At 65.6% G+C, this 24,173-nt stretch carries 24 protein-coding genes; 15 read left to right on the top strand and 9 right to left on the bottom strand.

From position 1 onward, the window contains the following. Nucleotides 1–7 precede the first annotated feature (7 nt). Genes HNP60_RS19570 through HNP60_RS19560 form a run of 3 tightly spaced genes read right to left on the bottom strand, consistent with a single transcriptional unit; the run spans nucleotide 8 to nucleotide 2,276 of the window. Entirely contained in the window at nucleotides 8–832 is an 825-nt protein-coding gene (locus tag HNP60_RS19570; protein ID WP_184156726.1) for a shikimate dehydrogenase family protein, read from the bottom strand. Next, a complete protein-coding gene (locus HNP60_RS19565; protein ID WP_184156724.1) occupies nucleotides 829–1,434 on the bottom strand; it encodes a Maf family protein in 606 nt (201 codons plus the stop codon). Before HNP60_RS19565 ends, HNP60_RS19570 begins: the two co-directional genes overlap by 4 nt. Then, complete coding sequence (locus HNP60_RS19560) at nucleotides 1,431–2,276, bottom strand: pyruvate, water dikinase regulatory protein (RefSeq protein WP_014074328.1); 846 nt, start codon at nucleotides 2,274–2,276, stop codon at nucleotides 1,431–1,433. Before HNP60_RS19560 ends, HNP60_RS19565 begins: the two co-directional genes overlap by 4 nt. A gap of 291 nt (nucleotides 2,277–2,567) precedes the next feature. Between HNP60_RS19560 and hemE the strand changes: the two genes are divergently transcribed. The 11 genes from hemE (at nucleotide 2,568) to HNP60_RS19505 (ending at nucleotide 13,061) form a co-directional block, all read left to right on the top strand. Further along, a complete protein-coding gene (gene hemE, locus HNP60_RS19555; protein ID WP_184156722.1) occupies nucleotides 2,568–3,599 on the top strand; it encodes a uroporphyrinogen decarboxylase in 1,032 nt (343 codons plus the stop codon). Nucleotides 3,600–3,732: 133 nt separating this feature from the next. Beyond that, entirely contained in the window at nucleotides 3,733–4,173 is a 441-nt protein-coding gene (locus HNP60_RS19550; RefSeq protein ID WP_184157208.1) for a CopD family protein, read from the top strand. 2 nt (nucleotides 4,174–4,175) lie between these two features. Beyond that, nucleotides 4,176–4,847, top strand: a complete 672-nt coding sequence (locus HNP60_RS19545; RefSeq protein ID WP_014078221.1) for a nitroreductase — start codon at nucleotides 4,176–4,178, stop codon at nucleotides 4,845–4,847. A gap of 181 nt (nucleotides 4,848–5,028) precedes the next feature. Then, on the top strand, nucleotides 5,029–6,285 hold the full coding sequence (gene rho, locus HNP60_RS19540) for a transcription termination factor Rho (RefSeq protein WP_014078219.1): 1,257 nt from the start codon (nucleotides 5,029–5,031) through the stop codon (nucleotides 6,283–6,285). Nucleotides 6,286–6,310: 25 nt separating this feature from the next. Next, on the top strand, nucleotides 6,311–6,997 hold the full coding sequence (locus tag HNP60_RS19535; RefSeq protein WP_184156718.1) for a TerC family protein: 687 nt from the start codon (nucleotides 6,311–6,313) through the stop codon (nucleotides 6,995–6,997). Between the two features lie 116 nt (nucleotides 6,998–7,113). Further along, nucleotides 7,114–7,368, top strand: a complete 255-nt coding sequence (locus HNP60_RS19530; RefSeq protein WP_184156716.1) for a DUF6489 family protein — start codon at nucleotides 7,114–7,116, stop codon at nucleotides 7,366–7,368. Between the two features lie 28 nt (nucleotides 7,369–7,396). Continuing rightward, on the top strand, nucleotides 7,397–8,695 hold the full coding sequence (gene mnmE, locus HNP60_RS19525) for a tRNA uridine-5-carboxymethylaminomethyl(34) synthesis GTPase MnmE (protein WP_184156714.1): 1,299 nt from the start codon (nucleotides 7,397–7,399) through the stop codon (nucleotides 8,693–8,695). An 85-nt stretch (nucleotides 8,696–8,780) separates the two neighbouring features. Further along, a complete protein-coding gene (gene mnmG / locus HNP60_RS19520; RefSeq protein WP_184156712.1) occupies nucleotides 8,781–10,640 on the top strand; it encodes a tRNA uridine-5-carboxymethylaminomethyl(34) synthesis enzyme MnmG in 1,860 nt (619 codons plus the stop codon). Beyond that, complete coding sequence (rsmG, locus tag HNP60_RS19515) at nucleotides 10,637–11,359, top strand: 16S rRNA (guanine(527)-N(7))-methyltransferase RsmG (RefSeq protein ID WP_184156710.1); 723 nt, start codon at nucleotides 10,637–10,639, stop codon at nucleotides 11,357–11,359. The genes mnmG and rsmG overlap by 4 nt, the downstream gene beginning before the upstream one ends. After that, nucleotides 11,356–12,138 (top strand): ParA family protein, encoded by a 783-nt coding sequence (locus HNP60_RS19510; RefSeq protein WP_184156708.1) that lies wholly within the window; start codon nucleotides 11,356–11,358, stop codon nucleotides 12,136–12,138. Before rsmG ends, HNP60_RS19510 begins: the two co-directional genes overlap by 4 nt. Continuing rightward, the gene (locus HNP60_RS19505; protein WP_184156706.1) at nucleotides 12,135–13,061 is read left to right on the top strand and encodes a ParB/RepB/Spo0J family partition protein; all 927 of its coding nucleotides are present in this window, start codon (nucleotides 12,135–12,137) and stop codon (nucleotides 13,059–13,061) included. Before HNP60_RS19510 ends, HNP60_RS19505 begins: the two co-directional genes overlap by 4 nt. 122 nt (nucleotides 13,062–13,183) lie before the next feature. Here the strand turns inward: HNP60_RS19505 and kdsA are convergent, their stop codons facing one another. Then, nucleotides 13,184–13,996, bottom strand: a complete 813-nt coding sequence (gene kdsA, locus HNP60_RS19500) for a 3-deoxy-8-phosphooctulonate synthase (RefSeq protein WP_184157206.1) — start codon at nucleotides 13,994–13,996, stop codon at nucleotides 13,184–13,186. A gap of 250 nt (nucleotides 13,997–14,246) precedes the next feature. Between kdsA and HNP60_RS19495 the strand changes: the two genes are divergently transcribed. Then, nucleotides 14,247–15,248 (top strand): threonine aldolase family protein, encoded by a 1,002-nt coding sequence (locus HNP60_RS19495; RefSeq protein ID WP_184156704.1) that lies wholly within the window; start codon nucleotides 14,247–14,249, stop codon nucleotides 15,246–15,248. Further along, nucleotides 15,245–16,162 (top strand): EamA family transporter, encoded by a 918-nt coding sequence (locus HNP60_RS19490; protein ID WP_184156702.1) that lies wholly within the window; start codon nucleotides 15,245–15,247, stop codon nucleotides 16,160–16,162. Before HNP60_RS19495 ends, HNP60_RS19490 begins: the two co-directional genes overlap by 4 nt. Here the strand turns inward: HNP60_RS19490 and HNP60_RS19485 are convergent. Continuing rightward, a complete protein-coding gene (locus tag HNP60_RS19485; protein WP_184156700.1) occupies nucleotides 16,106–16,933 on the bottom strand; it encodes a Rossmann-fold NAD(P)-binding domain-containing protein in 828 nt (275 codons plus the stop codon). The two genes, HNP60_RS19490 and HNP60_RS19485, sit on opposite strands and share 57 nt — an antisense overlap. Before the next feature lie 240 nt (nucleotides 16,934–17,173). Between HNP60_RS19485 and pepN the strand changes: the two genes are divergently transcribed. Continuing rightward, a complete protein-coding gene (gene pepN, locus HNP60_RS19480) occupies nucleotides 17,174–19,777 on the top strand; it encodes an aminopeptidase N (protein WP_184156698.1) in 2,604 nt (867 codons plus the stop codon). 27 nt (nucleotides 19,778–19,804) lie between these two features. On the opposite strand, the gene HNP60_RS19475 is transcribed toward pepN, so the two are convergent. The 4 genes from HNP60_RS19475 to HNP60_RS19460 form a co-directional block, all read right to left on the bottom strand. Next, entirely contained in the window at nucleotides 19,805–20,428 is a 624-nt protein-coding gene (locus tag HNP60_RS19475; RefSeq protein ID WP_184156696.1) for an ABC-type transport auxiliary lipoprotein family protein, read from the bottom strand. A 14-nt stretch (nucleotides 20,429–20,442) separates the two neighbouring features. After that, on the bottom strand, nucleotides 20,443–21,405 hold the full coding sequence (locus HNP60_RS19470) for an MlaD family protein (RefSeq protein ID WP_014078205.1): 963 nt from the start codon (nucleotides 21,403–21,405) through the stop codon (nucleotides 20,443–20,445). A gap of 74 nt (nucleotides 21,406–21,479) precedes the next feature. After that, nucleotides 21,480–22,304, bottom strand: a complete 825-nt coding sequence (locus HNP60_RS19465; protein WP_184156694.1) for an ABC transporter ATP-binding protein — start codon at nucleotides 22,302–22,304, stop codon at nucleotides 21,480–21,482. Next, on the bottom strand, nucleotides 22,301–23,410 hold the full coding sequence (locus tag HNP60_RS19460; RefSeq protein WP_184156692.1) for an ABC transporter permease: 1,110 nt from the start codon (nucleotides 23,408–23,410) through the stop codon (nucleotides 22,301–22,303). The genes HNP60_RS19465 and HNP60_RS19460 overlap by 4 nt, the downstream gene beginning before the upstream one ends. A gap of 76 nt (nucleotides 23,411–23,486) precedes the next feature. Between HNP60_RS19460 and HNP60_RS19455 the strand changes: the two genes are divergently transcribed. Continuing rightward, nucleotides 23,487–24,167: an HAD family hydrolase gene (locus HNP60_RS19455; protein ID WP_260394985.1), complete on the top strand. Its 681-nt coding sequence runs from the start codon at nucleotides 23,487–23,489 to the stop codon at nucleotides 24,165–24,167. Nucleotides 24,168–24,173: the final 6 nt, after the last annotated feature.

Raw genomic sequence — 24,173 nt, 5'->3', positions numbered from 1 at the left:
ACGGCGGTCAGGCGGGCGCGAGCAGGCGTTCGCGCAGCTCCGCATCGAGCGCGCGCGGGGCATCGGCATCGAAGAAGATGTCGAAGGCAAGCGCCGCCTGGCCGATGAGCATTTCCAGCCCGTCCACCGTCTCGAGCCCGCGCGCGCGGGCAGCAGCGAGCAGGGGCGTCTCAAGCGGCGCATATACGATGTCATAGACGACCGCCCGGTCCGGCAAGGCGCGCAGATCGGGCTGATAGGGCGGCTGGCCGACCATGCCGAGCGAGGAGGAATTGACCAGCAGATCCGCAGCGGGCAGCGGGGCCGCGAAATCCTGCACATCGCCTTCCATGCCGAGCTTTTCCAGCAGGGCATGGCCCTTTGCGGCATCGCGCGCGACGATGGTGATCGCGCTCACGCCCACCGAACGCAGCGCGAAGCCGATGGCGCGCGCTGCGCCGCCCGTGCCGGCAAGGATTGCGCTGCTGCCCTGCCATTTGCGCGCCAGCAGCGGCTGGAGGAAGCCGCCGGCATCGGTATTGGTGCCGATCAGCGGCCCACCCGTCTCGCAGGCGACGGTGTTGATCGCGCCGATCCGCTCGCGCACACCGCCCGGATCGTCAACGAACTCCAGCGCCGCGACCTTGTGCGGAATGGTGATGTTGCAGCCCAGCCAGTCCGGATCGGCGCGCCGGCGCAGGAAATAGGCAGCAAGCTCGTCCGGCCGCACATGCGTCTTGCGATATTCGGCATCGATGCCGAGCGCCTCCAGCCAGAAATTATGGATGGTCGGCGACTTGCTGTGCGCGATGGGATCGCCGATCACTTCGGCATAAGGGCGTTGCTGGCTCATGCCGGCAAGATAGAGCGTGTGCGCAAATAGTCGAGCAAAGGCAGCAGGGGCAGGCCCTGCACGGCGAACAGGCTGCCGGAAATGCGGGAGAAGAGCTGGGCGCCGGGCCCCTCCACCCGGTAGCAGCCGACACACCACCGGCACGCATCCCAATCGAGCGCGAGATAGCGGTCGATGAACGCGATGCTCAGCGGCCGCATGTGAAGCGTCACGCTCTCGATGTGGCGCCATTGCGGCGCGCCGCCCTGCGCGATCACCGCCGCGCTGTGCAGCTTGTGCGCGCGGCCGCTCATCCGCTCCAGCAGTGCGGCTGCTTCCTCCCGTGTCGCGACCTTGTCGACCCGGCTGCCATCATCCAGCTCGAGCGTCTGGTCGCAGCCGAGCACAAAATCGCCGGGATGGCGCATCGAGGGCCGCTGGGCCTTCCATTCGGCCAGCGCATCGGCAAGGTCCCGCGCGCCAAGGCCTTCCGCCTCCAGCGCGCCCTTGACAGCGTCCTCGTCGATGCCGGCCTCGACCAACTCGAAGGGGACCGCGGCCTGCTCCAGCAGACGGCGACGGCTCTCGCTTTGCGAGGCCAGCAGGAGACGCGGCCCGCTCATACCGGAAGCGAACTGCCCAGCCCGGCGGCGAGATTTTTGAGCCGCTCCTGATAAAGATTGACGATCGCCGCCGCCGTCTCCTCGATCGAACGCCGGGTGACGTCGATGACGGGCCAGCCCTGATCGGCGAACATGCGGCGCGCATGCGCGACCTCGCTGTTGACCCGCTCGATATCCACATAAGGGGTGGCCGGCGCCTGGTTGAGAGAAAGCAGCCGATTGCGACGCACCTGCACCAGCCGCTCGGCGCCTGCCGTCAGACCCACGACCATCGGATGCCGGAGCTTGAACAGGCTGGGCGGCGGCGGCGATTCGGGCACGAGCGGGATGTTGGCCGTCTTGTAGCCGCGATTGGCGAGATAGATGCTGGTGGGCGTCTTCGAGGTGCGCGACACGCCCGCGAGGACGATGTCCGCTTCCTCCCAATTCTCCCAGCCGACGCCATCATCATGCGCGATGGTGAACTGGATCGCATCGATCCGCGCGAAATAGGCTTCGTCCAGCACATGCTTGCGGCCGGGCCGGTTGCGCGTCTCCTGACCGAGAAGATTCGACATGGCATCCGTCACCGGATCGAGCGGCGCGACGAAGGGAATGCCCATGGCGCGGCAGCTGCTCTCCAGCTTGCGGCGCAGCGACTGGTTGGCCAGCGTGAAAAGCACCATGCCGGGATTGCGCCCGACTTCCTCCATGATGCGTTCCAGATGCTGCTCGGAGCGCACCATGGGCCAGAAATGACGGATCGTCTCCACATTCTCGAACTGCGCGATCGCCGCCTTGCCGATATGTTCCAGCGTTTCTCCGGTAGAGTCCGAAAGCAGATGCAGGTTCAGCCGATCCATGCGGGGAACCATGTGGATAAATGCCGGATAAGGCAAGGGACAGGGCAGTGGATGAAAGGCCGACCCGAAATCGTCCGCGCTACGGCGATCGCGACTCGATCACTTGTCCACAGCAGGACCGGTTTGCGCACAGGCTGTGGGAAATGTGGATGAATGCCGGGACTCATCGCGTGGCCGCGGCAACCGAAAGGTCAAGCTGTTGGCAAAAGGCGGAGGAAGCAATAATGCCCGGCTTCCACGCCCCAACAGATTCCAACAACCCTCTTTAACTTAGATTCAGGATATAGACTCGTGGATGACCGGACTGTCCTGCCGCCCCTGCTCGGCGTTCTGCGCGGACAGCGGCCCAGCCGCCCGCCGCTCTGGCTCATGCGCCAGGCCGGGCGCTATCTTCCCGAATACCGGGCCTTGCGCGCGGAAAAGGGCGGATTTCTCGACCTGTGCTATGACAGCGAGGCGGCCGCCGAAGTGACGCTCCAGCCCATCCGCCGGTTCGGCTTCGATGGCGCCATTCTCTTTTCCGACATTCTGGTGGTGCCGCACGCGCTGGGGCAGGACCTCTGGTTCGAGGCGGGCGAAGGACCACGCCTCGCGCCACCGCTCGCGCAGGCCGAGCTTGCGACGCTTCAGGCCGCGCCGCAGCGCCTCGCGCCGGTCATCGAGACCGTCCGCAAGGTGAAGCAGGCCTTGTCGCCCGAGACCACGTTCCTGGGATTTGCCGGCAGCCCCTGGACCGTGGCGACCTATATGGTGGCCGGCGCGGGCAGCAAGGATCACGCCGCCGCCCGGCGCATGGCCTATCAGGCGCCCGCCCGGTTCGGCGCCATCATCGAGTCGATCGTGGCAACGACGGTCGATTATCTCTCGGCCCAGATCGAGGCAGGCGTCGATGCCGTGCAGCTTTTCGACAGCTGGGCGGGATCGCTCAGCCCGCAACAGTTCTGCCAGTGGGTGATCGCGCCCAACGCAGCGATCGTGACAGCGCTCAAGGCGCGCCATCCCGAAACGCCGGTCATCGGCTTCCCCAAGGGCGCAGGCGCGAAGCTGCCCGATTATGCTGCGGGAACCGGCGTCGACGCGCTTGGACTGGACGAGACCATCGATCCCGTCTGGGCCCATAAGGCGCTGCCGGCCGGGCTGCCGGTGCAGGGCAATCTTGATCCCCTCGCGCTCATTGCCGGAGGCGAGACGCTGGACCGCGCGGTCGACACGATCCTCGAAGCCTTGCAGGACCGCCCGCATATCTTCAATCTGGGCCATGGCATCCTGCCCGATACGCCGATCGAGCATGTCGAGCGGCTGGTGCGGCGCGTGCGCGGCTGAGCTACAGTCCGGAGGCGTTGCGGCGATCCGTGATTCCGGCCGTTCCAATTTTCCTCGCGCGGTTCTAGAAGGCAGCGGTCGGGCAAGCCGCAAGCAAAGAGAAACGAGACTTTCCATGTCGATCCTGCCGGGCATCGGATTTCTGGGCGCCGCCTATCCCTGGGTTCTGGCGGCCCATGTCATCTTCGTCATCTTCCTGATGGCCAGCCTGTTCATGATGCCGCGCTATTTCGTCTATCATCAGCAGACGAACCTGGGATCGCCCGAGGATCTCGCCTGGATCGAGCGCGAAAGCCGGCTTCGCCGCATCATCATGAATCCCTCGCTTGTGCTCGTCTGGCTTTTCGGCCTGATGCTGGCATTCCATATCGGCGCCTGGAGCCAGGGCTGGTTCCACGGCAAGCTGCTGCTCGTGCTCATCCTCTCGGGCTTCCACGGCTGGATGGTGGGCTATTCGAAGAAGCTCGCCGCAGGGCAGCGGCCCTGGCCGGAAAAGCGGCTGCGGATGATCAACGAAGTGCCCGCGCTTCTGGTCACTTTCGTCGTCATCCTTGTGATCGTGCGGCCCTTCTGACCATGGACGTGAGCAATGCTGTCGCCAGCCGCCGGTCCATCCGTGCGTTCCTGCCCGAGCCGATCGACCAGAGCCTGCTGGAGACGGTGCTTCGCAAGGCGCTGCGGGCACCCTCCAACAGCAATATCCAGCCCTGGCATGTGTGGCTGGTGACCGGTGCCCGGCTCGAGGCGCTCCGGGACGCGACGCGGGCACGCAGCGTCGTTCCGCCCGCCTTCGACGAGCGGCCCTTCCCGGTCTATCCCGAGCCGCTGGAAGACCCTTATGCCGCTCGCCGCTTTCATTGCGGGGAACGGCAATATGCCGCCATGGACATCGCTCGCGAGGATCATGACGGTCGGCTGCGCTACGTCTACAACAACCACCAGGCCTTTGGTGCGCCGGCCGCGATGTTCCTGTTCATCGACAAGGCGGCAGGGCCTTCGCAATGGGCGGATCTGGGCATCTATCTGCAGACGGTGATGCTGTTGCTGACCGAGGCCGGGCTGGACAGCTGCGCGCAGATCAGCTGGTCCGTCTTTCACAGCACGGTGCGTGCGCAGCTTGGCGTCCCGGACCATCTGACCCTCTATTGCGGCCTCTCGATCGGCCGGGCCGATCCGCATGCGCCAGTGAACACTGTGATCGCAGACCGCGCCGATCCGGAAGAAATCCTTCATATTCTCAAGGACTAAGACAGCATATCCGTGCTGAATTCCACCCCGTCTCCGGTCGCTTGACTTGGGGCGGGCGAGCCCCTAATTCGGAGCTGTTCCTTTCCGGATCGCGACCCGCGCGTTCCCCACGCCGTCGAATGGCGAATCCGGCAAAAAATCCTTCCATCTGGCTCCACACGCCAATTTCCGGACTCTCGAAATGCATCTCAAGGATCTCAAACGCAAAGCGCCTGCCGAACTCGTCGCCATGGCGGAAGAACTGGGCGTGGAGGGCGCATCGACGCTCCGCAAGCAGGATCTCATGTTCGCCATCCTCAAGGAGCAGGCGGAAAATGGCGAGCAGATCATGGGTCTGGGCACCATCGAGGTGCTGGCGGACGGTTTCGGCTTCCTGCGCAGCCCGGAAGCGAATTATCTCGCTGGTCCCGACGACATCTACGTTTCCCCCAATCAGGTCCGTCGCTTCGGCCTGCGCACCGGTGACACGGTGGAAGGCGAGATCCGTGCGCCCAAGGATGGCGAGCGCTATTTCGCGCTGACCAAGCTTGTCAGCGTCAATTTCGACGATCCGGACGTGGTGCGCCATCGCGTCAATTTCGACAATCTGACGCCGCTCTATCCCGACGAGAAGCTGAAGCTCGACACACTCGACCCCACGGTCAAGGACAAGTCGGCGCGCGTGATCGACATCATCGCGCCGCAGGGCAAGGGCCAGCGCGCGCTCATCGTGGCGCCGCCGCGCACCGGCAAGACCGTGCTGCTGCAGAACATCGCCAAGGCGATCACGGACAATCATCCCGAAGTCTTCCTGCTGGTGCTGCTCATCGACGAGCGGCCCGAGGAAGTCACCGACATGCAGCGCAGCGTGAAGGGCGAGGTCGTCTCCTCGACCTTCGACGAGCCCGCCACGCGCCACGTGCAGGTCGCCGAAATGGTGATCGAAAAGGCCAAGCGCCTCGTCGAGCACAAGAAGGACGTGGTCATCCTGCTCGACTCGATCACGCGCCTTGGCCGCGCCTACAACACGGTCGTTCCCAGCTCCGGCAAGGTGTTGACCGGCGGTGTCGACGCCAACGCGCTGCAGCGGCCCAAGCGCTTCTTCGGCGCCGCGCGCAACATCGAGGAAGGCGGTTCGCTATCGATCATCGCCACCGCGCTGATCGACACCGGCAGCCGCATGGACGAAGTGATCTTCGAGGAGTTCAAGGGCACCGGCAACAGCGAGATCGTGCTTGACCGCAAGGTGGCGGACAAGCGCATCTTCCCGGCGCTGGACGTGGGCAAGAGCGGCACCCGCAAGGAAGAGCTGCTGGTCGAGAAGGACAAGCTCTCTAAGATGTGGGTGCTGCGCCGCATCCTCATGCAGATGGGCACGATCGACGCCATGGAGTTCCTGCTGGACAAGATGAAGGATTCCAAGACGAACGAGGATTTCTTCGCCACAATGAACCAGTAGGCGAGCCGGGGGTTATCACTTCGTCATGACCGAGATCTGGAACCTCATCGTCGCGGATATCGCGCATCTTTTCTCGGGCGACCTCAGCGCCTGGTCCGCCTTCGGCAAAGTGCTGCTCATCGACGTCGTGCTGGCCGGCGACAATGCGATCGTGATTGGCGCGCTGGCGGCGGGCCTGCCCGCCCACCAGCGCCGCCAGGTGATCCTGATCGGCATCATCGCCGCTCTGGTGCTGCGCATCGGCTTCGCGCTGGTGGTCACGCAGCTCCTGCAGGTCATCGGACTGGTTTTCGCGGGCGGTGTGTTGCTGCTCTGGGTCGCCTGGAAGATGTATCGCGAGATCGGCCATGGCGCCGCAGCGGTGGAAAGCCCCGGATCGCCCGAGATCGAAGGCGACGAAAGCAGCGGCCTCAAGCCGGCGAAGAGTTTCCTGGGCGCGGCCTGGGCCGTGGCCATCGCCGACGTCTCGATGAGTCTCGACAATGTGCTGGCTGTCGCCGGCGCGGCGCGCGAACATCCGGGCATCCTGATGATCGGCCTCGTCTTCGCAGTGGCTCTGATGGGCCTCGCCGCCAATGTCATCGCCAAATATATCGAGCGTTACCGCTGGATTGCCTGGATCGGCCTTCTGGTGATCCTCTATGTCGCGGTGACGATGATCTACACCGGCATCACTGACCAGAAGATCGGTCTGCTGCAGCTGTTCCAGTAGGAACGGGGCAACAGGGCGCTGCCTTGCGGCGGCCCTGTTGCCAGCAAGCTGGTGGCCAAAGACCCGAAGATCGGGCATGGCAGCAGCAGGCGGATCACAGTCGGAGCATCGCGACCATGAAGTTCAATGTCGATGTGCAATGCACGCCCGAGGAAGCCCGCACCTTTCTGGGCCTGCCGGACATGAAGCCGATCCATGACCTCTATATCCAGACCGTTCTCGACACGATGAGCGGGCAGACCAATCTCGAGCAGATGGAGCGCATGTTCCGCAGTCTTTCGCCGCTGGGCGACGCTGGCATGAAGCTGTTCTCCAGCTTCATGGACCTCGGCATGAATGCCGCCGGGGGTCCCGCGAAGAAGGACGGCTGAGGCTCTCGTCTCTCGCGGTTCATTCTCCATGGCGAGCCCCGATACCATCTTTGCCTTGTCGAGTGGCCGGCCGCCGGCGGCCATTGCCGTCATTCGGCTCTCGGGTCCGGACGCTCTCGGAGCTGCGCGACGGCTGACCACGCGCGATCTGCCCCCGCCGCGCCAGGCGGGTCTGCGGCGCTTCGTCGATCCGGCGAGTGGGGAGCTGCTGGACGAGGGTCTGCTCATCTGCTTTCCGGGAGACCGGACGGAGACGGGCGAGCCGATGGCGGAGCTTCATTGTCATGGGTCGTGGGCCGTGGTGCGCGGTATCGAAGCGGCGCTGGCGGCCCTACCGGGTCTGCGCCCTGCGCAGGCGGGCGAATTTACGCGACGGGCCTTCCTGAATGGCCGGACCGATCTGGCGGCTATCGAGGGGCTGGGTGATCTGCTGGCCGCCGAGACGGCTCTTCAGCGCCGCACCGCGATGGCGATGATGGCCGGGCAGTTTTCGCAGCGTATTTCCACGTGGACGCAGGCGCTCACGCGGCTCGCCGCGCAGGTGGAAGCCCGGCTTGATTTTGCCGATGAGGATGATGTGTCGCGCGCCGGAGCCATAAGCGATGCGCTTGCAGAGGACTGCGGAGTGATCGCCCGCGATATGGAAAGCGAACTGGCCCGGCCGGGTGCCGAACGGATGCGGGAAGGCATCAGGGTAGCCATTGGCGGGCCGCCCAATGCCGGTAAATCCACCTTGTTCAACTATCTGGTGGGGCGGGAAGCGGCGATCGTCTCACCGCATGCCGGCACGACGCGGGATGTGATCGAGGCCACGATTTCCTTGAATGGCATTCCCATCATCCTTGCGGATACGGCGGGGCTGCGCGAGGATTCGAGCGACGAGATCGAGCGTATCGGCATATCCCGGGCATCGGCTTTTCTTGCAGGGGCGGATGTCATCCTGTGGCTTGGCGACCCGGCAGATCGCCCTGGCGTCACGGGATACGTGATTTGCGTTCAGGCCAAGGCGGATCTCGGGCAAGGTCATGGCGAAGGCCTCGCGATTTCCGCTATTTCGGGCGAGGGGATGGATCAGCTGATCGGGGCTGTTTGTGCGCAGGCAATGTTGCTCCTGCCAGTTCCGGGAGATTATGCCCTGTCGCAACGTCAACGAGAGATTGTGGGGCGTGCGGCGCTGTCCGTCGGCGAAGCCGGGGAACTGGATGATGAGATTCTCGTGGGCGAATGCCTGCGGCAGGCTTTGGCCGCCCTGGATGAGCTCACCGGCCGATCCACCACCGACGCCGTTCTCGATGAGGTCTTTTCCGGATTTTGCATCGGAAAGTGACTGCGTTCATGTTGTTCCACGTGGAACACTGACGCCACGCCCGTTCCGCTTTGACCATTTCGACCATGCGTTCTAGAGGCGAGCTATGGACGGTTTCGATGTCATCATTGTCGGCGGCGGTCATGCAGGGACCGAGGCTGCGGCCGCTGCTGCGCGTCGCGGGGCCAGCGTCGCGCTGATCACGGCCGATCCGGCTCGGATCGGCGAGATGTCCTGCAACCCTTCCATTGGTGGCCTTGGCAAAGGGCATCTCGTTCGCGAGATCGATGCCCTCGACGGCATCATGGCCAGGGCCGCCGATGCAGCGGCCATCCATCGGCGCATGCTGAATGCCAGTAAGGGTGCCGCCGTGCGGGGTCCCCGAGTGCAGGCTGATCGCCGGCTGTATCGCGCGGCGGTGCAAAGCGCGGTGGCAAAGCAGAGAGGCATTCACGTCCTGCGTGGCGAGGTCGCTGCGCTCCAGCAGCGTGCAGGAGGGATGGTGAGCGGCGTCGTCCTTGCGGATGGCACCGGTGTTGAGGGCCGCGCCGTCGTGCTCACGGCCGGCACATTTCTCGGTGGCCTGATGTTTCGGGGTGCGGAGCGCATCGAGGGCGGGCGGATCGATGAGCATGGCGCGAGCCAGTTGGCGCGCCAGCTTCGTGAGCTGGATCTGCCGATGGGACGCCTCAAGACAGGCACCCCGGCCAGACTTGACGGCCGAACCATAGACTGGTCCGCGCTGGAGGAGCAGCCGAGCGATAGCGAACACTGGACCATGTCGTTCCTGGGCGGAGAGGGCAGGCAGAGCTTGCCGCAACTGCGCTGCGCCATCACCCGTACAAACGAGCATACCCATGCGATCATTCGGGATAATCTCGGCCAGTCGCCGCTCTTCTCGGGCGATATCGAGGGACGGGGGCCGCGTTATTGCCCGTCCATAGAGGACAAGATCATCCGCTTTGGCGACCGGGATGGGCATCAGGTCTTTCTGGAGCCAGAGGGTCTGGACACGCATCTGGTCTATCCCAATGGTCTCAGCACATCGCTGCCGGCGGACGTTCAGCGCGCATTTCTCCGGACATTGCCCGGGCTTGCCCAAGTCGAGGTTGCGGTGCCGGGCTATGCGGTCGAGTATGACCATATCGATCCGCGCGCGCTGGACAGGCGGCTCGCGCTGCGGGCGATGCAGGGACTCTTCCTAGGAGGGCAGATCAACGGAACGACGGGCTATGAGGAAGCGGCCGCGCAGGGCTTGCTCGCGGGTGCCAATGCGGCTGCTCATGCGCGCGATCTTGCGCCTCTCATTCTTGATCGGGCGGAAAGCTATCTTGGGGTTCTTGTGGATGACCTGTGCCTGCAGGGGATTACGGAGCCCTATCGGATGCTCACCGCACGCGCCGAGTTTCGCTTGAGGCTCCGTGCCGACAATGCAGCCACACGGCTGACGCCTGTCGGGCGCGAACTCGGCTTGTTAGGGGAGGAGCGTGAACTCTGGTGGCACGAGCGGGAAGTACGCCGGGAAGAAGCTGTCCAGGCTCTCGGCGCAGTTGTGGGAGCGGACATATTGCGCGCGGCTGGTGCCGATATGAAGGATGACGGAGTCAAACGCCCGCTGCACGAGTGGGCGCGCTTTCCCGCGGTGACGGTCGATCATCTCCTGGAGGTGGCCCCGGCCCTGGAAGAGGCGGGCGACGGAGAGCTTCTGGACGAGCTCATACAGGATGCCGTCTACGCGCCCTATGTGGAGCGCCAGAATGCCGAGGTGCGTGCGCTGCGTGCGAATGAGGCGATCGGACTGCCGGGCGATCTGGACTATGGCGCGATCGGGGGCCTGAGCACGGAGATGGTCGAACGCCTGACTTTAGCGCGCCCCGAGACGCTGGGTGCCGCGGCGCGAATCAGGGGCATAACGCCCGCAGCCCTGGCAGCACTTCTCGTGGCCATTCGGCAGCATGCGGCATGACCGAAAACGAAGCGAAAGCGTGGCTTGATGGGCATGGCTGGTGGCAGGGGGCAGCGGGTGAGCGGTTGCGGGCTTTTGCGGATATGGTGCTCGAAGAATCGGAACGACAGAATCTGATATCGACGGCAAGCCGGGAGCATCTCTGGGCGCGCCATATCGTGGACTCGGCCCAGCTCCTGTCTCTTGCCGAAGGCACCGGGGGAGGTGAGGGCGCATGGGTCGATCTGGGCACGGGTGCAGGATTTCCCGGCATGGTCGTGGCGTGCCTCCGATCGGGTCCTGTGAAGCTGATCGAGGTCAGGCCTTTGCGGAGCGCGTTTCTTCAGCGCTGTGTGGACGCGCTGGGATTGGCACATGTCGAGGTCATGACGGGAAAGGTCGAGCGCGTTGATGTGGAGGCACCGGCAGCCGTCATTTCTGCGCGCGCTTACGCTCCGCTCGATCGTCTTCTGCCGAGCGCTTCTCATCTTTCGGATGAAAAAACGCTTTGGTTGCTGCCGAAGGGCCGAAATGGCGAGAAGGAACTGGAAAACATTCGTCAGGACTGGCAAGCTATGTTTCACGTGGAACATAGCATCACCGATCCCGAAAGTGTCGTCGTGACAATCAAGGACCTCCACAGGCCCGGGCGGGGCCCGGCACCCCGCAGTGCAGCATCGCTTCGCCAGCGCCCGAAGCGAGCGGCAACCAGATCTCGCGGCGCGCGAGGACGGTCATGATCAGCATTGCCATCGCGAACCAGAAAGGCGGGGTCGGCAAGACGACAACCGCAATCAATCTCGCCACCGCGCTTGCAGCGACAGGCCATCGCACCCTGCTGATCGATCTTGATCCGCAGGGAAATGCGTCGACAGGGCTCGGCGTGCAGGTGCGCGATCGCAAGCGGTCCAGCTATGATCTGCTGATGGGCGATTGCACCATTGATGACGCGGTCATTCGCAGCCTGGTGCCCGGCCTGGATATCATCCCCGCAACGCAGGACCTGTCCGGCGCGGAGATCGAGCTGATCGAAGTGGAACAGCGCACCCATCGTCTCCTCAATGCGCTGCAATCGGCCGGGACGCATCGCTGGAACGTGTGTCTCATCGATTGCCCACCGTCACTGGGATTGCTTACGGTGAACGCCATGGTCGCAGTGCAGTCCATTCTCGTGCCGCTGCAATGCGAATTCTTTGCGCTGGAGGGTCTGTCCCAACTGCTTCAGACATTCGAGCGTATCCGTGCGCGCTTCAATGAGGACTTGTCGATCCTTGGGGTGGCGCTGACCATGTATGACCGGCGGAACCGGCTGACCGAGCAGGTGGCAGAGGATGTGCGCGCGTGCTTGGGCGATCTCGTCTTCAAGACCGTGATTCCGCGCAACGTGCGCCTTTCCGAGGCGCCTAGTCATGGCGTGCCGGCGCTCATCTACGATATGCGCTGCGCTGGATCGGAGGCCTATATGGCGCTGGCCCGGGAATTGATCGAAAAGCTGCCCAAGGCGGAGGTTGCGGCATGAGTGAAGGTGACGTGACCAACCGGGCGCAAGCGCGGCGGCCGCTGGGACGCGGCCTCTCGGCCTTGCTGGGCGACGTGACGCAAGACGTGCCGGTGAGCAATGACGGTGCGGAGGGCGGGCGGCCAGAGAATAATCGCTCGGTCCAGTTCCTGCCGGTCTCCCGCATCGCGCCGCATCCCGAACAGCCGCGTCGGCAGTTCGACGAGCAGGCGCTGGATGAACTGGCGGAGAGCATCCGCGCGCGCGGGGTGATCCAGCCCATCATCGTGCGCCCGGTCAGCGGCGGGCGCTATCAGATCGTCGCGGGCGAGCGGCGCTGGCGCGCCGTGCAGAAAGCACAGCTTCACGAAATTCCGGCGATCGTTCGGGATTTCAGCGAGGCCGAGACGCTGGAAATCGCGCTGGTGGAGAATATCCAGCGCGAGGACCTGAACCCCATCGAGGAAGCGCAGGCCTATCGGCGGCTGATCGACCAGTTCCAGCATAGCCAGGATGCGCTGGCGCGGATCGTCGGCAAGTCTCGCAGCCACATCGCCAACCTGATGCGCCTCCTGGACCTGCCGGACGATGTGCAGGATCTCGTGATGGGCGGCCAGCTGAGCATGGGGCACGGGCGCGCGCTGATCGGGGTCTCCGACTGCTCGCAACTGGCTCGCGACATCGCGCATAAAGGCTTGTCCGTGCGCGAAACGGAGAAGCTCGTACGGCTCAAGCGGGAAGGGCGTTCTCCACGTGAAGAAACAAGCAATGCTGGCGGGGCTCGCGACCCCGATCTCGTCGCGATGGAGCAGCATCTTTCCGATCTGCTCGGCCTCAAGGTCGGCATCGCGTTCGAGAACGGCAAGGGCTCACTGACGCTCAATTATTCCAGCCTCGAACAGCTGGACATGATCTGCCAGAAGCTCACCGGCGGCGGTTTCTGAAAGTTACGGGTCGCGGGAGCGCCGGTGTTATCCGTCACAGGCATTTGAGGCGGCACGACCTATTGCCGGCCGGTCGCGAAAGATCCGACCGGCAAAGCTTTCGCAGCTAATGTCTTCCGGCCTCAGGTCCGGTTCTTGGCCAGCCGGTCGAAGGCCTGAAGATCAGCGAGAAGCGCGGGCAGCTCATCCAGCGGGACCATGTTCGGGCCATCGCTTGGCGCGCGGTCGGGCGATTCATGCGTCTCGATGAAGACCGCCGCCACGCCGACCGCGACCGCCGCTCGCGCCAGGACGGGGACGAAACGCCGCTCGCCCCCGGAGCTCGTGCCGCGCCCGCCGGGTTGCTGGACGCTGTGCGTCGCGTCGAACACCACCGGGCACCCGGTCTCGGCAAGGATGGGCAGTGCGCGCATGTCGCTGACGAGCATGTTGTAGCCGAAGCTTGCGCCGCGCTCGGTAAGCAGCACTTTCTCATTGCCGGTGCTCATCAGCTTGGCCGCGACATTCGCCATGTCCCAGGGGGCGAGGAACTGCCCTTTCTTTACATTGACGGCACGCCCGGTGCCCGCGGCTGCAAGCAGAAGATCGGTCTGGCGACAGAGAAAGGCGGGGATCTGCAGCACGTCCACTACCTCGGCCACGGGGGCGCACTGACCGGCCTCATGTACATCGGTGATGACGGGGCAGCCGAAACGGACCTTCACCTCGGCGAAGATGTCGAGCGCAGCGGCGAGTCCGATCCCGCGCGCGGCATCGACCGACGTCCGGTTCGCCTTGTCGAAGCTGCTCTTGTAGATGAGCGGCATGGCGAGCGCGCTTGTCATCTCGACCAGGGCCTGCGCCGTCTCCAGCGCATGCGCGCGTGATTCCATCGCGCAGGGGCCGGCGATCAGCGCCAGCGGCCGGTCATTGGCGACCGCGATATCGCCGACCATGACAGTGCGGGGCTGCACCACCGTCACAGGCAAGACCGGTTCCCGCGTGGCCTGCGCGGGGTCGGCGCTGGGGACCTGAAATGACCGGGCATCCTCATCGGGCGTGCATTCCTTCCTGAAAGTCTCCGGCCGCATTAGCGGGGCCGTCGCCGCGCGGAAAGCCCGCAGCCATGGATGCGCGCGCCTTTTCGACAATCGCGGTTCCACGCCGCATTGACGAGGCCCGTGTGAGACGCCATCGCTGAACGCCATGCAGTTCTTTTCCGACAATGCAGCCCCTGTGCATCCCGCGCTTCTGGCGGCGATGGAGGCCGCCAATGGCGTGGATACCGCTTATGATGGCGACGCGCTCAGCCAGGGGCTCGACGCGCGTTTTTCAGCGCTGTTCGAACGGGACGTGGCGGTCATCTGGACCTCGACGGGGACGTCCGCCAATGCGCTTGCGCTTGCGCTGCTGTGCCCGCCCTATGGCGGTGTGCTGACGCATGAGGAAGCCCATATCGTCGCCGATGAATGCGGCGCCGTGGAACTGCAGACCGGCGGCGCGCGGCTGATGACCTGCCGCGCCGCGGGCGGAAAACTCTCGGCGCAGGGCCTGCGCGAGCGGATGGCGCAGGTCCGCAGGGACGTGCATCAGGTCCAGCCGCATGCGGTCTCGCTCACCAATGCCACGGAATATGGCCGGGTCTACACGCCCGACGAGCTGGCGGCGATCGGCGCCTTCTGCCGCGAGCATGGGCTGGCGCTGCACATGGATGGCGCGCGCTTCGCCAATGCGATCGCGAGCCGCGATTGCGCGCCCGCGGACGTCACGTGGCGCGCGGGCGTGGATGCCTTGAGCTTCGGCTTCACCAAGAATGGCGCGCTCAACGCGGAGGCGCTTGTCCTTTTCGATCCCGCCCGGGCGGACGAGGCCCGGCGGCGGCGCAAGCGGGCCGGCCATCTGCTTTCCAAGGGCCGGTTCATCGCCGCCCAGCTTCACGCCATGCTGGAGGGCGAGCTGTGGCTGGCGAACGCGCGCGCCGCCAATGCCGCCGCGACCATTCTGGCGCAGGCGGCGGGCGAGCGGCTGCTCCATCCCGTGGAGGCGAACGAGCTGTTCCTGCGTCTCTCGGCAGACGAGGCGGCCCGGCTGCGCGCGCAGGGCTTCGCTTTCTACGATTGGGGTGCCGGCGCCGCGCGGCTGGTCACGAGCTGGCATCAGGGCGAGGCTGAGGTGGCGCCGCTCGCCGCCGCGCTTTCCGCTCTGTGAGCAAAGCCCCTTCCGCGAGTGGCATCATCCTGCCGTTCGCGACTGTCACCCTCATCTGGTCCTCGACCTGGATCGTGATCCGCGATCAGCTCGCGATCGTGCCGCCGGGCTGGTCCGTCTGCTATCGCTTCGCGCTGGCGGCGCTCGGCATGGCAATGGTCGCGCGGCTGAGCGGGGCCTCGCTGGCGATCGACCGGCGCGCCATGCTGTTCGCCGCCGCGCTCGGCCTCACGCAATTCGCCTTCAACTTCAATCTTCTCTACCGGGCCGAGGTGTTCCTGACCTCCGGGCTCTGCGCGCTGGTCTATGCGCTGCTGATGATCCCCAACAGCCTGCTCGCCCGCATCTTCTTCGGCGAGCGCGTGACCGGCGGCTTCGTGCTCGGCTCGGCCGTGGCGATTGCCGGTATCGCCCTGCTTTTCCTCAATGAGTATCGCACCAGCGTGATGGCGACGCCAGCGCAGGTCCTGCTGGGCTTTGGCATCTGCGTGATCGCGGTGATGTTCGCATCGGTGTCCAACGTCATGCAGGCGGCGCCGCTTGCGCGCACGGTGCCGATGGCGAGCCTGCTCACCTGGGCGATGGCGATCGGCGCGGCGGCGGATGCCGTCTGGGCGTGGATCACGACCGGCCCGCCCGTGATCGATCCGCGTCCCGCTTACTGGCTGGGCGTCGCTTATCTGGCGATTGCCGGCTCGGTCATCACCTTTCCACTCTACTTCCGCCTCATCCAGCGGATCGGTGCTGGGCCGGCGGCCTACAGCAGCGTCCTCGTCCCGATCCTCGCGATGGGGCTTTCCACCCTCTTCGAGGGCTATCGCTGGACGGCGCTGGCGATTGCCGGCGTGCTGCTGGCGCTAGGCGGCATGGTCATCGCCTTGCGCGCCCGTTTCCGCGGCAAGGCACGCCGCTAGACCGGCGCGATAATCGGGAAAGGCCGGCGTCCAGTCCAGCAGGCGCCGGGCCTTGCCGTTCGAAACGCGCCGGTTCTCGGCATAGAAAGCCATCGCGGCAGGCGAGAGCCCGGCGTCCTCCAGCGGCAGCAAGGGCGGGCGCGGTTGGCCCAGCAAGGCGCAGCTATAGGCAATGACGTCATTGTGCGCGCAGGGACGATCGTCCGCGAGATTGTAGACGCCCGCCGGTCCATCCATGCCGGCGACCACGCCCGAGGCGATATCGTCGACATGAATGCGGCTGAAGACCTGCCCGGGCAGTGCGACGCGACGGGCCTTCCCTGCCCGAATGCGATCCAGCACGCTGCGCCCGGGGCCGTAAATGCCGGGCAGACGGAAGATATGGACCGGTCGGCCGAGCGCCTGCCACGCGCTGTCCGCCCGCGCGCGGGCATCGCGCCGCCCGCCGCCCGTCGGCGCGCTTTCATCCACCCACGCCCCGCCAGTGTCGCCATAGACGCCGGTGGAGGAAAGATAGCCGATCCACGCGGCCGGTGCGCCGCGCAACGCCGCGCCGTAGCGATCCAGGACCGGGTCGGTCGCTTCCATGGGGGGGACGGAGGAGAGGATATGCGTGGCGCGGGCGATGGCGTCATGAACGCGCTTTGTGTCGTCGAATGCCATCGATCCGGCGCGCCCGGTGGACTCGATCGTCCAGCCCGCTGCGGCAAGACGCCCGGCCAGCCGGCCCGCGCTGTAGCCGAGCCCGAAGATGAGAAGATGCTTTGCCATGCCGCCTCCGGAAACGGCCGACGGGCCAATGCCCGCGCCTTCGCTGCCGGACTGGCGCCTTTCCCCTGAGCGGGCAAGGCCCATTCGCCATCGGTCAGGATGACGTCATGTTGCCCGCGGTGGTTCCTGGGCGGGGACAGATGCACGAAGGCGACGCATGGTGCGGTGATCCTGTGTCGCCCGTCTCATCCGGGCCCATGCCAGGTTGTGCGTTTGCCTGCGGCATCATAGGGATAGGCCATGGCAGACACCCAGACCACGCACGCCCCCGCCACGCCTCCCGTCATTCGCCGCGAGGACTATCAACCGCCGCTCTGGCTGGTCGACCACATCCGGCTCGAGTTCGACCTCGACGCGCACGCGACGCGCGTGAAAGCGCGGCTCAGCGTCACGCGCGCCGGCCGGCATGACCGGCCACTGCGCCTCGACGGGGACGGGCTGGTTCCGCTGAGCGTCGCGGTGGACGGCAAGGCGCTGAGCCCGGCAGACTGGCGGCTGGACGATGACGTGCTCGTCATTGCGCTGCCCGGCAATGCCCATGAAGTCGAGACGGAAGTGCAGATCGCGCCCGCGACCAACACCCAGCTCATGGGCCTCTATGCTTCGGGCGGCCTGCTCTGTACCCAGTGCGAACCGGAAGGCTTCCGCCGTATCACTTTCTTCCCCGACAGGCCGGACGTGCTCTCGCGCTATGACGTCACGATGCGCGCCGACAAGGCGACCTATCCGGTGCTGCTGGCCAATGGCGATCCGGTGGAACAGGGCGAGCTGCCCGATGGCCGGCATTGGGCCCGCTGGGTCGATCCCTATCCCAAGCCGAGCTATCTCTTCGCGATGGTGGCCGGTGACCTGGCCTGCAATGCGGACAGCTTCACGACCATGAGCGGCCGCGCGGTGCGGCTGGGCATCTGGGTGCGGGAGGAAGACCTGCCGCGCACCAGCCACGCCATGACGGCGCTCAAGAACAGCATGGCCTGGGACGAGCGCGTCTATGGCCGCGAATATGATCTCGACGTGTTCAACATCGTCGCCGTTTCGGACTTCAATTTCGGGGCGATGGAGAACAAGGGCCTCAACATCTTCAACTCGCGCTACGTGTTGGCTGATCCCGAAACCGCGACCGATCCGGACTATGACGCGATCGAAAGCGTCGTGGCGCACGAATATTTCCACAACTGGTCAGGCGACCGCGTCACCTGCCGGGACTGGTTCCAGCTGTCCCTGAAGGAAGGCTTCACGGTCTATCGCGACCAGTGCTTTTCGGCCGACATGGGCTCGGCGGCGGTCAAGCGCATCGAGGACGTGCGCACGTTGCGCGCAGCCCAGTTCCAGGAGGACGCCGGCCCGCTGGCGCATCCGGTGCGGCCAGAATCCTACATGGAGATCAGCAACTTCTACACCGCGACCGTCTACAACAAGGGCGCAGAGCTGATCCGCATGATCGCGCTGCTGCTGGGCCCGGAGCGGTTCCGGCAGGGCACCGACCTTTATTTCGAGCGCCATGACGGCCAAGCCGTGACGTGCGAGGATTTCGTCAAGGCCATGGAAGATGGCGGCGGGATCGACCTGGGTCAGTTCCGCCTCTGGTACAGCCAGGCCGGCACGCCCCGCCTCACCGTGCGGCAGCGCTACGATCCGGCCAGCGGCAGCCTGTCGATCACCCTGCGCCAGACGGTTCCGCCCACCCCCGGCCAGCCCGAGAAGGCGCCGATGGCAATCCCCGTCAAGTTCGCGCTGTTCGATCCGGCAACGGGGGAGCATGGCGGCGAGGAACTGGTGGTGCTGACGCGCGACCAGCTCGAAATGCGCCGGGAAGGCTTTGCCCAGGCGCCGGTCCTCTCGCTCAACCGCGGTTTTGCCGCGCCGGTGATCGTCGAGGCGGAGCAAAGCGCGCAGGATCTCGCCTTCCTTGCCGCGCGCGACGATGATCCGTTCAGCCGCTATGAAGCGATGCAGCAGCTGATGATCAATGGCCTGCTCGCGCATATCTCCGGCGCGCCGCTGGAAAGCGACGTCATCATCGATTCCATCCGCAGGACGATCACCGATCCGACGCTCGACCGCTCCTTCGTGGCCGAGGCCGTCCGCCTGCCGAGCGAGGCCTATCTGGGCGACCAGATGCAGGTCGTCGATCCCGATGCCATCCATGCGGCGCGCGAGCGGCTGATGACCGGCATCGGCGAAGCGCTGGAATCCGAGTGGCGCGCGCTCCATGCCGAATGTGCTCGCAACGGCTTCTCCCTTTCGGCCGATGCCCGGGCGGCCCGCAAGTTGCGCGGCGTGGCGCTCTCCTATCTCGTGGCATCCGGCGCGCCAGACGGTGCGGCGCTTGCCTTCGGCCAGTTCGACCGGGCGGACAACATGACCGAGCGGCAGGCGGCGCTCGCCATCCTCGTCAATCGGGAAACGCCCGAGCGCGATCAGGCGCTGGCAGCCTTCTACCGCCGCTATGCCGGGAATGCGCTGGTCGTGGACAAATGGTTCCAGACGCAGGCGCTGGCTTTCCACCCCGACACGGTCGAGATCGTGCAGGCGCTCGCCGGCCATGCCGATTTCACGCTGGCCAATCCGAACCGGGCGCGCGCGCTCTATTCGGCCTTCGCGGCCAATCAGTGGGCATTCAACCGGGCGGACGGCAAGGGCTATCGCATGGTCGCGGATGCGATCATCGCGCTCGACAAGCTCAATCCCCAGACGGCGGCACGGCTGGTTCCGCCGCTTGGCCGCTGGCGCCGCTTCGATGGCGCGCGCGGGGCAATGATGCGTGCCGAACTGGAGCGGATCGCGGCGACCCCGGGGCTGTCCCGGGATGTGCTGGAGCAGGCCACCAAAAGCCTGGCCTGAGAGCGGCAAGGCGCCGGAGCGGCGCGGTCAGCCGGCCGGTCGCTCCTTCAGCCAGTCGGCAACAGCGGTCGCGACCTGATTGGCCGCCTCGCTGATGGCCGGCGCCACGGTCTGGCTGTCGATGGCGGTGACAGGCACCGAGGCCGTGAAACGCTGGCGCGTCAGGCTTTGCCCGTCGGGCGCCAGCAGGCTGGCGTCATATGTGACGATCGCGAGGCGCCGTCCTGAGTCAATCCCGAATTCGAGCAGACTGCCTTCCAGGAGCTGGCCGCGACGGGCCAGGAACTGCGTGGGGTCAAGGACGAGCCGGCCGGTGCGCGTGCGGATGGTCTCCGCCAGCAGGCCCTGGAACTGCCGTGCCGGGACGTCCACCCAGAGCGCATCCTTCACATAGGCAAAGCTGGTGTCGCCAGTGCGCACGGCCACCCGCACCGTGGCGATGGCGCGCGGTACGGTCGGCAGATCGACGAAGAGGACCGAATCCCGCGAGGCCGACAGGGTCTGGCCGGCCGGGGCGGAGGTCGCGGCCGCGATCGACAGGAGGCGCTCGGGCGGCTTGGTGCCGATCCGCACGCAACCCGTCACCGACAGGCTGGCAAGGGCGAGCATGGCGAGCGCGATGATCCGCGTGCGCGCGGGGAACGGTGTCATGGCGGCCCTTCCTGTCATGGCTTGTAATCCGGCAGGGCAGGCGAACCGATAAGGCCGCCGGCGCCCTGCTGATCGATCCTCTCGGTCACCGCGAGGATCGCGCGCGACATCTGCCGCAGATCCCGGACCAGAAGCCCGATCTGCGGCATGGTGTCGCGCGTGAACACGTCGACGCCCGGCTTCGCATCCTTGATGGTCGCGTCCAGCCCATCCAGCGTGGAGCGGGCGGACTGAACGGTGGCGCGAAGATCCGCGATCAGCGGCTTGCCCTCGCTCGTCACCAACTCATTGGTATTGTTCGCGGCCTGCGCGAGCGCATCGGCGGCCCTGGCGGCGCTCTCGAGCGTCGCGCGCGTCTGCACGATCGTCTGGGCGAGTTCGGGGCCGCTTGCGGCCAGATCGCCGGTCAGCTTGTCGATATTGGCGAGAATGCCCGCAATATTCCGCTGGTTGCGATCGTCGAGCAGTTCGGTCAGTCGCTCGGTCAGCGTCGTGATCCGCTCCAGCAGCATCGGCGCGCTGTTCAGCAACTCGCCCAGCGCCCCGGGTTTCGTCGGGATGACGGGTACGCCTTCAGGGCAAACGGAATCCCTGTCGCGCTCGGGACATCCGAGCGGCGGCGCGCCCCGCACGGCGCCGGCCAGCTGGATCTCCGACACGCCGGTGAAGCCCACGCCGTTGATCGTCGCGGTCGTGCCCTGCAGGATGGGTGTCTTGCGATCGACGACGACGCGGACGCGCACGAAACGCGGATCCTTGTGCCAGAGCTCGATATTCTTGACCTGCCCGGAAGGCACGCCGGAGTAGGTCACCGACGAACCCTTGGCGAGGCCGCTGACCGACTGACGGAAGAATATGTCATATTCCCGCTGGTCCGCCTCGCTGATCCGCGCGAACCAGAACGCCCCGCCGATCGCGAGGGCCGCGAGCAACAGGACGATCACGCCCACGAACACATTGTTGGATCGTGTTTCCATCTATCCCCTGTGCCTTCCAGAGCGGGTTATGGCGAGCCCGTGCGCGCCTGTCCATGCCGGGCCAGCGCGCCGTGTCATCGCGCGTCCGCCAGTGCCGTGATGCCGTGCGCCACCCGGCCGCGCGGTCCGTTGAAATATTCCTGTATCCAGGGATGGTCGAGCGTCAGCAGCTCGTCGATCGTGCCGACCGCGATGACGCGGCGATCCGCCAGCACCGCCACCCGGTCGCAGATAGCATGCAGCGTGTCGAGATCATGCGTGATCAGGAACAGAGTGAGGCCAAGCGTGCGCTGCAGCTCGCGCGTCTGTTCGTCGAAGGCGGCAGCACCGATGGGATCGAGCCCGGCGGTCGGTTCGTCGAGAAACAGCAGGTCCGGATCGAGCGCCAGCGCCCGCGCGAGACCAGCGCGCTTGCGCATGCCGCCGGAAAGCTCGGACGGATATTTGGGACCCGCATCGGCCGAGAGCCCGGACATGAGAATCTTGTAGGCCGCGATCTCCTCGCGAAGCCGGGACGACATGTCGGGATAATATTCGCGCAAGGGCACCTGCACATTTTCTGAGACGGTCAATGTCGAGAACAATGCGCCGTTCTGGAAAAGGATGCCCCAGCGCTTCTGCACGGCCAGCAAGGCGGGATCATTGGGGTCGCGATCGAGCATCGGCTCGCCCAGCACGTTGATCGAGCCGGCGGCGGGTCGCTGCAGCCCGATGATCGAGCGCATGAGGACGGACTTTCCGGTGCCCGAGCCGCCGACGACGCCGAGGATCTCGCCGCGCTTCACGTCGAGATCGAGCTGATCGTGGATGACCTGCTCTCCGAAGCGGTTGACGAGCCCCCGAATGGAAATGATCGGCTCGCCCGGCGCGGGGTTGGGGGACGTGACAGCGTCCGTCATGTCCAGCCAATCCATGTAAAGAAGACCGCGAAGATCGCGTCGAGCACGATCACCAGGAAGATCGCCTGCACCACTGCCGCTGTCGTGCGCAGGCCCACTTCCTCCGCGTTCGAGCGCACCTGCAATCCCTGGAAACAGCCGGCGATGCCGATGATGAGCCCGAAGACGGGCGCCTTGACCAGCCCGACATAGAGATCGGTGATCGGGACGACTTCCCGCAGCCTCTGCACGAACGTAATGGGCGGGATATCCAGCGCGATCGCGCACAGGAAGCCGCCGCCGATGACCGCGACGACCGAGGCATAGAAGCCGAGCAGCGGCATCATGATGACCACGGCCATGATGCGCGGCATGACGAGCGCTTCCATCGGCCGCACGCCAATGGTGCGCATGGCGTCCACTTCCTCGTTCAGCATCATCGTGCCGATCTGCGCGGCGAAGGCCGAGCCGGATCGGCCGGCCACCATGATCGCCGTCATCAGCACGCCGAGTTCGCGGAAGGTGAGCCGGCCCACGAGATTGACGGTCAGCACCTCCATGCCGAACTGCTCGAGCTGGACGGAGCCCTGCTGGGCAATGACGATGCCGACGAGGAAGCTCATCACGCCGATGATGCCCAATGCCGACACGCCGACCACCTCAAGGCGTTGCACCACCGCATTGACCCGGATCGAGCGCGGATGCCGGATCAGATGGCCGAAGCTTATCACGGTGGCGCCGAGGAAGCCCAGAAGGCCGACCATGGTGGTGCCGGTGAGCTTGGTTGCCTCGCCGATCTGGTCCGCAATGCGGATCAATGGATTGGGCGGCGTGGGCGGCTCTTCCAGCGGCTGATCGTTGCGCGCCACCACGTCGAGCAGCCGCGAGGCGTCATCATTGGCGCCGACGATACTGGCCTGCGTGCGGACGGCCAGCCGATGGACGATCCAGGCGCCGATGGTGTCGATATGATCGACCTCGCTGAGGTCGATGCGGGCGACATCGCCCTCGATCGCATCCATCCGCTGCGGCAGATGGTCGAGGCATGAAAGTGAAAGCGTTCCCGTCAGAGCGATGGTCCGGCCCTGCGCGTCATCGCGTTCGCTGAAGTCGGCAGGTTTGATCATCGACTGCACACTGTGCCAGTTTGCATTGCGCGGCAAGCCGATTTGGCTCATGCGCCCTCAACGCGGAAGAGCCGGAATGGATGCAGGCGTGCAGAAGATCGCAATTTACGACATGGATCGCACCATCACGGTGACCGGCACTTATGCTGCGTTTCTGGTCCACATGGCGCGCTGCGTGGCGCCCTGGCGGCTCATTTTCCTCCCCGTCGCCGGGCTGGTGATGATCGGTTATCTCCTGCGGCTGGTCAGCCGTGCGCGCGCGAAGGAAATCAATCAGGGTCTGCTCATTGGCTGGCGCGTCAATCGTGCGCGCATCCAGCCCGCCGTCGAATCCTATGCCGACAAGGTCGTCGCCGGCAATGTGCGGGCCGGTGCGCTGCGTCGCATCGCGGATGACCGGGCGGACGGCTATCGCCTGCTGATCGCCTCCGCATCCTTCCGCCTCTATGTCGAGCCGATCGCCCGGCGCCTCGGCTTCGACGACGTGATCGCGACCGATCATTTCAGCCAGGACTTCGATTATCTGCGCGCCCGGATCGCGGGTGAGAACTGCTACGACGTCGCCAAGCTGCGGATGATCGAGCGCTGGATGAAGGGGCAGGGCATCGAGCGCGATCAGGCGCATGTGCGGGCCTATAGCGACCATGTGACCGATGCGCCGCTGCTCGACTTTGCCGACGAGGGCGTCGCGGCCAATCCGCACGCCAAGCTCGAGCGGCTGGCCACGCTGAGGGGCTGGCCGATCGTCCACTGGTGAGGCAGC

This window comes from Sphingobium lignivorans (genome assembly GCF_014203955.1).
In the GTDB taxonomy this organism is placed as follows: domain Bacteria; phylum Pseudomonadota; class Alphaproteobacteria; order Sphingomonadales; family Sphingomonadaceae; genus Sphingobium; species Sphingobium lignivorans.
This window is presented reverse-complemented; position numbering and strand designations above follow the sequence as displayed.